Source organism: Prevotella sp. MA2016, from assembly GCF_000619825.1.
Lineage (GTDB): Bacteria > Bacteroidota > Bacteroidia > Bacteroidales > Bacteroidaceae > Prevotella.
The window spans coordinates 629970-642437 of record NZ_JHUW01000006.1 but is presented as its reverse complement, the minus strand read 5'-3'; the positions used below and the strand labels follow the sequence as shown (position 1 = coordinate 642437).

At 46.5% G+C, this 12468-nt stretch carries 6 protein-coding genes; all 6 read right to left on the bottom strand.

The features are described from left to right. Positions 1-2: 2 nt before the first annotated feature. Entirely contained in the window at positions 3-1358 is a 1356-nt protein-coding gene (locus T360_RS14435) for an IPT/TIG domain-containing protein (RefSeq protein ID WP_028911375.1), read from the bottom strand. Between the two features lie 34 nt (positions 1359-1392). Next, the gene (locus tag T360_RS0102370) at positions 1393-3048 is read right to left on the bottom strand and encodes a RagB/SusD family nutrient uptake outer membrane protein (protein WP_231488050.1); all 1656 of its coding nucleotides are present in this window, start codon (positions 3046-3048) and stop codon (positions 1393-1395) included. Between the two features lie 49 nt (positions 3049-3097). Then, positions 3098-5875 (bottom strand): SusC/RagA family TonB-linked outer membrane protein, encoded by a 2778-nt coding sequence (locus T360_RS0102365; RefSeq protein ID WP_028911373.1) that lies wholly within the window; start codon positions 5873-5875, stop codon positions 3098-3100. A 34-nt stretch (positions 5876-5909) separates the two neighbouring features. Continuing rightward, positions 5910-7865 carry a RagB/SusD family nutrient uptake outer membrane protein gene (locus T360_RS0102360; protein WP_028911372.1) on the bottom strand — a complete coding sequence of 652 codons (1956 nt, stop codon included), beginning with the start codon at positions 7863-7865 and terminating at the stop codon, positions 5910-5912. A gap of 11 nt (positions 7866-7876) precedes the next feature. After that, complete coding sequence (locus T360_RS0102355) at positions 7877-10990, bottom strand: TonB-dependent receptor (RefSeq protein WP_231488034.1); 3114 nt, start codon at positions 10988-10990, stop codon at positions 7877-7879. Between the two features lie 198 nt (positions 10991-11188). Beyond that, positions 11189-12460: an MFS transporter gene (locus T360_RS0102350; RefSeq protein ID WP_028911370.1), complete on the bottom strand. Its 1272-nt coding sequence runs from the start codon at positions 12458-12460 to the stop codon at positions 11189-11191. Positions 12461-12468 lie beyond the last annotated feature (8 nt).

Here is a 12468-nt window from a genome sequence, read left to right as displayed (position 1 = left end):
GTTTAATCAGTTTTTATCTGAATCTTAGTGATGGTGATATCGCCACCAATGATAAGCGCTGTTTCTGAACCACCATTCATGGTAGCTGCCATACCTTCTGAAATTTCAAATTCCAAGAAATCTTCACCTGCAGAAAGTACAATATTATTATCGCTTTCGCCACCATCGCGAATGTAAGGAGCTCCCCACCATCCGTCGCACAAACAGAAAGTCTGCGGTGCATCATGGTGAGCAAAAGTAAACCTTATGATCTGCCCAGCCTCGGGTGTGATGCCCGAAAGATCGAGCTCGGAAGCAGGAAGATACCACCACCAGCCCGTCGTGTACTCACCCGACCAGAGTGTGGGATACTCACGAAACAGTTCAATCTTCTTCAGCGTGTAGTTACCACCACCAATGATGATGCCACCACCAGCAGTCAACGTTTCAACCATGCCCTGTGATATAGGAAATTCCAGTTCGGTGGTGCCTGCTGCTACCCACACGGTGTTATTACCCTGCCCATCAACATTAGGTGTACCCCAATTGGCATCACAGACACACACGCTGGCACCATCCGGATTATCAAAGGTTAGACGCATCATCAGTCCTTCGCGAAGCTGAATACCTTCAAGATTCAACTGATCTGAGCTCAGATACTGCCAATTAGCCCAATCATAAATATAGACATCATCTTGCCAGATGGGGACATATCTCTCACCGCCAGTCTCTTCGGTACCTCCTGACACCTCGTCAGACAATGTGACCTCTGGCAGACTATACTTCTTCCCGCTACAATCCTCGAGAACCACCTGGGCTAGTCCGGCCTTAACGCCCATGGGAGAATAGATTGAAAGAGCCCCTGTTGCCTTACGTCTAAACAGGTTGGCATTAACCACAACCTCATGCCCATCAGCACCAGGGAAATAGGCTTTAGTCATAAACTCGAGGTCCTTTCCATAGACTTCAACACACTCGTTGATTTTGATGGGTTGATCGAGTGGTGCTACGCGCAAAGGAGCAGGGTCGCCGACAGTCAGGCGCATAGGAGCTTCGGCCGATTCACCATTAGCTTCAACGATGATGGCTCCACCCCCTGCTGCAATACCAGCAGGGGTGGTTACTGTCATATAGTCGTTGCCCAACTTATTGATGTTGTTCACAGCGACATTGCCTGGGAACACAACTGACGTGGCACCATCAAGTCCCGTTCCTGTGATGGTGACAACCTGACCTTCCATGACTTTCGTGGGTAAGACAGACTTCACTTCAAGTAGCTGGTTGGCATCAACAGCATCGTCATGACTGCATGAGGACATCACCAGAACTGCCAGCGCTGTAAGACATGTGGCCAGAAGGCCTGTAATATATTTCTTCATCTTTTACTTATTTATTGATGTGATTGATTGAATTTTACCAATTGGGGTTCTGATTCAGACGACTGTTTTTCTGAATCTCAGACTGCGGGATGGGATAGAGATTGTATTTCTCGTCCCACTGGCGACTCTTAGTAATCCTATTAAGAATCAAGTGACCATTGTTGTCCAACTTGAATGAGGCCACGTCCACATTCTTAAAGAAAGCTGCACCTTTCTTCCAGCGGCGCACATCCCAAAAACGCTGACCTTCGAAAGCAAGTTCCACCATGCGTTCACGCATATAACGCTCTTCGAAACCTTTGTTACCATGAAATTCCGGCATCATAATATCAGGACGGTTGCGGAGCACATTAACAGCCTCATTAGCCGACAAGCCGAATTCTCCCTTTTCATCGGCATTACCATAGTAGTTGTACATCGCCTCTGCATAGTTAAGATAAACTTCGGCCAGACGCATCACAATCCAATTGTGGCGTGTGGAAGTCTGGTTATTAGCGGTGGTGATACAGTTACCATCAACAAACTTCTTCAAATAGTAGCCAGTAGGGGTAGCACCATATTTGGGCGCACCATTGAAACCATTCTGATAAGTCTCTATAGCGATTTGCTGAGCCGTATTGGCTGGCCATAGGTCGCCATTCTTTACAATTGTCAGTGCAAAACGCGGGTCAAGACCATCGTATGGTGTCTCGGTAGTCACATCAACATCACCTGGATGTTTCTCTTTGAACGTCCTGCCATCGGTCTGATATTCGTAAGCATCGACCAATGCCTGTGTGGGACAATTGCCCGAGTTTCCGTTCTCCACGCCGACAGGATAATTGTTGCACTCGAAGGTATTGCTGGCCTGAGTACCAAGGACAAAGATAAATTCGGGGTTCGTAAAAGTATCATGCCCCCAAAGGTTGGCATAGCTACTGAGTTTGTAGCCCCAACGTTGTGCATGATCGATAATCACCTTGCTGGCAGCAGCAGCCTCTTTCCACAGTTCTTTATTACCATTTGGATTAAACAGAGGCGAGGCCTGATAAAGCAATACGCGGGCCTTCAGAGCAAGTGCTGCGCCACGTGTTGCACGACCTATCTCCTGTCCTGGAATATCTTTGTACGAAACAGGCAGATATTCTGCCACAGCATCTAACTCATCAATAATAAACTTAAACACCTCGCTGGCTGGTGTGCGTTCCACGCTGTTGGCTTGTCCATTGGGCAGACTTGTAGTCACCAAGGGGACATCCCCATAGGCTCGTACCAGCTCAAAATAAAAATAGGCACGAAGGAAACGCAACTCGTAAGGAAACAGTTCGAATTGCTGCACCATATTCTGATAGTCGGGGGCATACTCATAATCCGACAGATCAATCTGATGGATGCGCTCAAGATACATATGTATCTGCGTGATGGCACGATAGGACCTATCCCATGTATCACGGAAGGGGTTAGATGGGTTCCATCCACCATTGTAATAGTTGTGAATGGCAGAGTATGAAAGCGAGAACTCAGCCTCATCCGTAGCACTGGCGGTCATTGCCCCCATACCATAGAAGTCATCCTTAAACTCACTTGGCATTTGTGCATAGACATCATAGACCAGAGCCTTGACGCCATTAAGAGGACTATTATAGGTCCACGCCTCATCACGACTTGAAGCCTCGTTGTAATCCAAGTCTGCACAACCGGCAAAAAACATTGTTGCCAAAGCCCAAAAAGACAATTTTATCTTATTCATAATCATCATATTAGAAAGTTAATGTAACACCAATGTTGACACCTTTGAACATAGGATAAGCGGTAGAAAGCACCTCAGCATCCATGGCATCCACATTATCGAAAGAAAGGAGGTTCTCGCCCTGTACAAACACCTTGGCATCGGTCAGTGAGAGTTTTGAGAGCACCTTGGCAGGAACTTTATAGTAAACCTCCACATTGCGCATTTTCAAGAAATGAACAGGCTTTATCCACACATCGCTTGCTTGATTGTTATTACTGCTATTCAGGGTTGTCAAACGTGGATAGAGCGCTTTGTCGCCAACCACATCCCAGCAGTTATTGAAGTAGTCAACAGACAGATTACCGTTATTGGCCATACCACCCCATATGGCAGAAGGGAGTGTCTTCATATAATTGCCCGTACCTTGGAACCAAGCATTCAGACCAAGCCCTTTATACTCTACCCCCACATTGAATGCATAGTTAAGTTCCGGGATGCCAGTAGGACCATCCAGACTGGTTTCATCGAAGGCATTGATAACCTGGTCGCCATTCAGGTCTTGGTATTTAATATCACCAGGTGTTACTACAGAATATTCCTGACGGTGGCTGGTGTTAACATCATCCTGGTTCATAAAGAAACCTGCCGACTTGAGTCCCCAAGCCTCGTTCACACGATGCCCCACAGGATCGAGCAAAGGATAAGTAGGTGTGCCGATATATCTGGTTACCTCATTGCGTGCCCATGATAAGTTGGCTCCAATATGAAGATGGAGGTCGCGCACAATCTGCTTGGCATATTTGGCCGCAACCTCAAAACCATAGCTCTTAACCTTTCCCACATCATTATATGACGACTGTATGCCTACTACCGAAGAGTTTTCATTGCTTGCAGAAAGCATGATATGACTGCGAAGCTGATAGAAAGCATCAAACGAGAGGTCGAGGGCATTTGCCAGACGCAGATCGGTGCCCAAATTGAAGTTTGTTGATGTCTCCTGTGAGAAATCGGTGGTAGGAAAAGAGCCGAGCGAGGCGCCCCATGTCGCGCTATAGTCATTACCAATAATCACATATCCATGCGAAGCATCCCAAGTGGGGAGCCACATGCCATAGGTAGGCATATAGTCGGTATGCTGTATGCCTGCCGAGGCGCGCAACTTGCCATAATTGAGCAGATGTTCATGGTCATTGGCATAGATCCAACCGAGCGATAAGGTGGGTGAGAATGCCCATTTTGTAGGATAGGTGCGATTAGAGCCATTACCAGCAAGTACAAGGTCGGCTATATAGCGATTCAGAAAGTCGTAGTGGAAGACACCCATGATATTCCGACGATAGATGGTGTTTCCCCGTCCGTCGGCACTGGAACCGCTATTGGTATAGATGGCTGTGGCACTGAAATGGTCATCGCCAAAGAACGACTGCTTATAGTGGAGTCCAATGCTGGATTTAGCTTTCCACCACTGACCAGCATTCCAATTACTGAAGGTGAGGTTAGTCTCCTTATTGCCGAATGTGGTCAGGGCAACATGACTGATATCACCGATAGCACCAGTGTAGCGTTCGTAACCATATTCATGCGCCTTGTGCATGTTCTCTGCATAGATCGAAGAGTTGGCATAGCCAGCACTGACAAACAGGTTCAAACCTTTGAGTAGGAAATCCAGACTCTGAGTCAGCTTAGCATCTACCCACAGTTGGCGCTGGTGAGTCTTATAGAAGCCTGACTCCTGAATTTTAGCAATGGGGTTAGCATCGCCAAAGGTCTCGTTACCACCCCACACACCTGTTGTTGTCATCAGGGGGAAGGCACTTGCCGGCAGACTATAGATAGCATAGACAGCATCGTCAGCCCCTAAATCAGAAGGGCGTTTGGTTTCCTGGAACATTCCAAAGAGGTTCACCGACATGAGCGTTGTCTTAGAGAGATTGAAGTCGAGATTGGTACGGATGTTTGCCTTCGATTGTCGCAGCTGCGCATTATAGTCGGTCAGTTTAGTATCCCTCAAAGCCCCTCGCGCATCGGTATAATCAATATGTGTATAGTATTTCACCTTAGCCGTTCCTCCATAGACAGAAAGATACGCATGATCTTCCTCTGCTTTGTTTTTGAAAGTCAGATTACGCCAGTTGATGTTGGGATAGAAGTATGGATCAGAACCATCCTTGAAGAGGTTCAGTTCCTGTTCAGTATATGCTGGTGCAAGTCCGTCGTTGATGCGTGCACGATTGAGTGCAGTAACATACTGGTAGCCATTCACCATATCCGCAAATTCCGGACTGAACAAGAACTTATGTCCATAGCCAGCCTTCACATGCGTTTTACCTTCAGCACCGCGTTTCGTCTTCACAAGTATGGCGCCATTGATTCCCTCGTGACCAAGAAGAGCAGTTGCCGCAGCATCTTTGAGCACAGTAACACTCTCTACCTCCTCTACGGTCAGGCGGTTGATAGGTCGCTCATAACCATCCACGAGTATCAGGATACTTTTGTCATTGAGTGTATGATAGCCTCGGATATTAAATGAAGCCCCCTTATCTTCGTCACCAGAAAAGCCACCTGTAGAAAGAGCCGTGAGACCAGGAAATCGCCCATAGAGTGCCTGAGCAAGGTTGGCTGCTGAAGTTTGTTGCAATTCTTCGCCTGTGACTGTGGTTGCGGAAGCCGTGCTAAAAAAATCGCTGATTTCCACACCATATCCCAAATCATAGGCATTTGCATTCTTATCGTTGAGTCTCACCTGCGCATTTGCCGTCAGAGAGAAAGCCACCGCTGCAACGATCAACATTCTATTTGTTTTCATATTCTTTAAGTCTTATTGATATTTTTAATCCGAATTACCAACCGGGGTTCTGGTTCAGACCATAGCCCTTATTGATTTCATCTCGTGAGATAGGTGAAAGATACCATTTATCGTTCCACTTGCTGGTCTGGCTATTGGTATCCCACCATACACGGATATTATTGGTACAAGGCACCTTTTCATAGATACAGTCAGGCCATGGTTCGCCAGGCTGAAGGCTCGTATCGCCATGATAGTCAGCAGGATCCATCTTCTTTCCATTGGCATCCTTACGCCATACACGTAATTGGTGCACCTGCTTCTTGAAGATATCTGATCTCTTGTAACGTATCAGGTCATACCAACGAGAGTCTTCATATCCAAATTCGCAAGCACGCTCTTTGAAAAGTTGCTCGATAAAGTTATCTTTGTTGGATGTGAGGTTGAGTTTTGGATTCATCACCTCTACCTTACCTAATCCTACACGTGCACGTACCTTATTCATTTCGTCGCAGGCTTTCTGCAAGTTACCTGTCTGTGCCAATGCCTCAGCATAGCAAAGGTGAATATCAGCCATACGCAGATAAGCATAATTGGTGGGATAGTAAGCAGCATAACCGTTGTCACGGAGATATTTAAATAGTTTCAGTCGTGTTGACCAAGGGTTATCGGTGACTTGGGGATTGAAGTTCTGATCGACATTACCACCCTGCCAGATTTCTGTGCTCGACAGTCCGTTATACTGTTCAACCAGATTATTGCGATTCACCACCATCGTCTCATAGAGACGTGGATCGCGATTGGCAAAAATATCCACATTATCGGAGTTATCAGTATTGAACACATCGTCGTAAGGGAAGTTACGTCCATCAGCCATACCAAACATCTCCATGTACTCTAGGGTGAAGAGGGCCATACCAAACTCATCCATACCTTCTACGTTCCAGTCACCATTCCAGGCATTGTTACCAGGACCAGCATGCACTTCAATCACCTTCTCGCTGTTGCCACGGAACCAGTAAGCTGCACGGAAAGCATTACAATAGTCTTGTTCAGTATTACCTTCAGGCTGAACAAGAGCGAAATAATTGCCATTCGCACTATTGGCCTGGAAGAAATCCTCGCAAGCCTTGAGCGCCTTCTGCCACAAATCCGCCTGATAGCCACCTGTCCATATCTGGTGAAGGTCCTGATTCTCTTCATGACGCGTAAACTGCAGATAAGGTTGGTCGCTATTGAACAAAGGAGAAGCCACGAAATTCCAGAGTTTCACACGCAGACCATAAGCCGAGCCCTTAGTCAGTCGACCAGAATTCGAAGCCTGGTCCTGAACATAGAAGGGCAGACCTGGTTCATCGATGGCCGCCTGAAGGAGCTGGTCGATAAATTCGGCAGTTTCGATAACGCTCATACGTTTGCCATCTACGATATCAGCAGCTTGGTAAGAACGATCTACTTTGGGAAGACCACCGAAATTACGGAAGGCATCGAAATAGCGCGAGGCCATGATAACATAGACCTCACCACGCAACTGACTCTTCTCTGATTCGCTCAAGTCGGGGACACGATCGATATTCTCCATAAAGATCCACCCTTCACGAATCGTACGCCAGATGCCAGCACGACTATTACCATCACCATTAGCAATAAAAGGGAATTTAACAAAACCGCCATTATCCTGATCTGTTTCAGTTAGGTCGCCACCATAGTATTTTCCCAAATTATGCCATCCACAGTATGACTGACAGATATCAGTAAGCGCATCGGGATGCGAGTACCATACTGCACCAGTATAGGTGAAGGGGTTATGCATGGCACCATACATGTGCCAGAGAAAGCGTTTGGCACTCTCTCCTTTGACAAAAATGGTGTCCATGGTCACATCGACGCCCGGCTGCTTATCGAGAAAGCCATTTCCAATATTTATATCATCTACACACGAAGCCAGTGAGCTCGCAGCAACACAGAGCATGGCAGCGGTCTTCATTTTGAGTTTTTGGATATAATTCATTGTCTTGATTGTTAGAAGTTAAAGTTAATTCCGAAGTTATAGACGCGAGTCATGGGGTAACGCGTGCTACCATAACCGGCTTGCGCCTCTGGGTCATTAGCCTTGAAACTTGTGAAAGTAAGAAGGTTGTAGCCATTGGCATAAACACGGATATTATTGATGGGTATTCCTGGTATGCGGAACGAATAGCCAATTTCCATGTTCTTCAGACGGATATATGATGCATCAACCATCCATGGAGACGAAAGGGCTCCATTATGCTCACGTGCCGATTTCTCAAGAGAGATGCGAGGCAGTATGGCATTCAGATTGTCTGCCGTCCACGAGTTATCATACACCCACTTGTTCAGCATCGACTGGTTGCCAGTACCAAAAGCTGGTGTATAGAATGAGCTCAGCTGACGGTTGACGTGGGTAGCCCCCACCCAGGTCATGGAAAAATCAAAACCTTTCCAGTTGAGTGTTGCGTTAATGCTACCAGTATATTCTGGAATGTCGCTATAGCCGATGGCATGCACATCATTGGCATCCACTTTTCCATCACCAGTATAATCGACAAACACACTATCACCAGGACGCAGCGTTATCTGTTGGTCAGGCATGTCAACACCATAAACATCCTTGTAATGCTGTTCGGTTTGACCAGGCACATAGAATTCAAAGAATTCATAGCCGAAAGGCTGTCCTACAGGATGTCCTGTATGATACATATGGGGGAACTCCTTCTTCACTTCGGCCATCTCAACAATCTCATTACGAGCAAAAGCAAAAGTTGGCGCTATAGAATAGCTCACCTCACCAATCTTATCAGCCCAGCGCAACGTAATCTCATAACCATGGTTCTTCACACGACCGAAATTAATCGAGTTGGGTTTCAAAGCAGAGATACTGGCAATGGTGGTCTCATTAGAAACGAGGATGTTCTTACGATCTTCCCAAAAGAGGTCTAAACCAAAACTCAAACGGTCGTCGAAGAAATGAATGTCGAAACCATAGTTCTGTTTGGTGGCAGTCTCCCAAGTCACATCGGGATTACCATTGGTAGATTCGCGTGCACCCGGCATGAATGAGCCATTGTTGACACCGAAGTTACCTGTACGGTCGTTGGTCCACCAGGCACCACCATTATTATTGTAGAATTGCCAAGTACCAGGCAGATAGAGGAAACGTCCTATTCCCTGGTCATTACCAACCTTACCGACTGAGCCACGAATCTTAAAATAAGAAATGACTTTACGGATAGGTTCCCAGAACTTTTCAGACGAGGCTATCCAACCAAGAGAAGCTGATGGGAAGAAGCCGAAACGCTTACCTCGGGCAAAGTTCTCTGAGCCATTGTAACCCATATTAAAGTCAACCATATACTTTGTCTGATAGTCGTAAGTCAAACGTCCCACCATACCTACGTAGCCACGAGGGATAGAATTATACTGACCGCCAGGATAGTAGTTTTTGGATTCATTATAAAGGACGAGGGCGCCAAGATTATGGTCACCAAACTTACGAGCATAGTTCAGGCTCGCCTCAGCATACCAGTTTCTACCACCCCATTTCGATTCGCTGTAGCCAAGCGGCCACGAGTCACCTTGACGGACATACGCAATCTTTGGCGAGCCATCATCATCATATTCGCCTTTGACGATAGTAGCCTTATAGTTGATACCACCACCCGTGGTACGAGCCTTTTGCTGCGTATAATCAGAGTTATAGGAGCCCTTGATACGGAAATCAAGACCCTTGGTAATAAAATCGAGTTTGAGCTTATACTGCAGGTCGAGATTCACTACACTCTGACGCTGTGTGGTATAACCATGCTCGTAGATGAGACCTAGACCATCTGAGCCTACAGCACCCACCAGATCGGGATCGGAGACAATACGGCGCCCTCTGTTGTCAAGACCATAGCCCGACATAGGTGTACCGTTATTAAGCAGTCCCTCTACGCCAAAGACTCCCGACTGGCCGTTATACTCGCCATTACCGATAGAGTTACGACGTCCAATACGTCCACCGATGCCAATAGAGAGCGTGCTCCGTTGGGATAAATCAACATCCAGATTAGCACGGAAATTATAACGACGGTATTTGAAGTTGGCATCATCACTCTGCCCGAAAGTCTTGAACAGTCCATTTTGGTTGAGCATTCCTGCAGAAACAAAATATCTGGCACGTTCTGTGCCACCCGACACATTAATATTATATTGGTCTTGCCAGGCATGATCATTCATCAGGTATTTGAACCAGTTGGTGCTTGGATAGACCGTAGGCATATCCATATCCTTCCAGTGTTGGATAGCTTCCTTCGAGAATTTCCATCCATCTTCGGCCACCCCTTCCACCTCTTGGGCATGGTTATAGGCAGTAGCATATTCATAAGAGCTGGCAGGTTCGAGAAATCTGGATATCTGTTGCAGTCCGAATGAGGTTGTCAGTGAGATGGTTGGTTTCCCCACGGCACCACGACGGGTAGTTACAAGGATAACACCATTAGCACCACGCACACCAAAAACAGCCGTTGCAGAAGCATCTTTGAGGATTGAAATATCCTGCACCTCGTTCGGGTCAATCTGACTGAACTCACGCTCTACCCCATCTACCAACACGAGCGGTTCGGCACTATTGAAAGAGCCTATACCACGGATGCGGATGACAGGATCATCGCCACCAGGAACACCAGTGTACTGCACCGACTGCAGGCCAGGCAACTTACCAGTAAGGGCATTACCCAGAGAGGCAGCAGGCGACTTCAGGAGTTCCTTTCCACTCACGTTTGACACGGAGCCTGTCAGTGTGACCTTACTCTGCTGACCATAGCCAATTACCACTAATTCGTTGAGCATCTCATTACTTGCCACAAGAACCACATTCATTGGTCCCGTTGTCGCTTTCATTTCCACAGATTTGCAACCAACGTAAGAGAATACCAAGGTCGTACCCTTGGGAACTCTCGACAAAAGATAATTGCCTCCGACATCGGTGACTGTGCCCTTCGACTTGTCTTTGATTTGCACAGTGGCACCAATAATCGGTTCGTTCTGCTCGTCAGTAACACAACCTCGCACATCAATGAAGCCTTGTGCAAGGCACACTCCTTGTAGCAACAAGGCCAACAAGAGGAGACTCATTTTGCATAACTTTCCCATTCAAAATAACATTAGAGTTAATAATAATTGTTTGCTTCGACTTTTTAGTTTTATTACGGGGAGCAAAATTAGGCCTTATACACAAAAAAGAGGTTAACAAAATGACAAATAGTGTAGAAAAACTATCATGCTACACATATTTGTCATTTTATTAACCTTCACTATCAGAAAGTAAGCCCCTTAAAGAGCTGATTGCCGGACTTTAGAACCTATGAGTGCATAGAAAAGCATGACCAACTCGCCGAAAAGAACGATGGACCACGACCAACGCCAATGGCCCATCCAGTCAGCCAGTAGGCCTTGGAGGAGTGGCAACAGGGCACCGCCAACCACTCCAATCATGAATACGCCAGAAGCTACAGAAGTATATTTTCCGAGTTTTGATACAGCCAAAGTAAAAATGGCTCCCCACATGATGCTGTGACATAGACCTACCGCCACCAATATCCATGGGTTATTAGTCAGCATAGCCATTATAACCAATAAACAGGCCATCGTTGTGGTAAATATCAATTGGACACGAGGATGGATGGTGCTGAGTGTGCTTCCCAACATTCTTCCTACCAACAGGCCACCCCAATAGAGTGTTGCCATCAACGTGCATACAGAAATGTCTAATCCAAGATCCTCGCTGACATAGAGGTTGATGTTTGTACCAATACACACCTCACATCCCACATAGAAAAAGATAGCCACCACGCCATACGCCAGATGACTGAAAGACCACACGCTTCTCTCCAGCTTCTCACCCATTTCGTGATGTGTCCCCTTTATATCTGGAAGAGAGAGGCGAAGCAGAATAAAAATGATGATGAATACAACAGCCGCCAATACCAGGAAAGGCACCATCAACTGTTGGATTTGCACTTCTTCCAACGCAAGACCACCAAACACAATGCCCGACACAAAATAGGGGGCTATCGTAGTACCTACCGAATTTGCTGTACCACCAATAGCCAGGCGTTGCACTGCCTGAGTGCTTTTAACGTTACAGGCTGTAAGGTAAGGATTGATCACCACTTGCAGAATAGTAGCCGAAGCTCCGACAACAAAGGATCCTAACAGGAAAATAAAGAATCCGCCAGGAATGCTATGATCATTCAACTGTAATGCAGCATCAGGCAGATGCATTGTAAACCATGAGGAGAGGAAAAACAATAGCAATCCAATGGTCATCACCATGAGCCCACGTATGAGTGTACCCTTGTAGCCATAACACTCAATCCACTTTGATCCCAATCGGCCACAAACGGGATAAGCCAGAAACCAAGAGAAGGTTACCAGTGTGGTTAGAGTGTTTTTAAGGCTACCTGCATCTGAAAGAAAAGCCGCCTTGAGAGGCCCTTGGAACTGTCCGTTGGCTGTAGTTAGGAATCCTACAATCAAAAAAAGAAAGACCATTGTGAGGAATGGTCCAAAATAGTTTGTCTGCGGTTGCAATTTTGAATTCATATCAATCA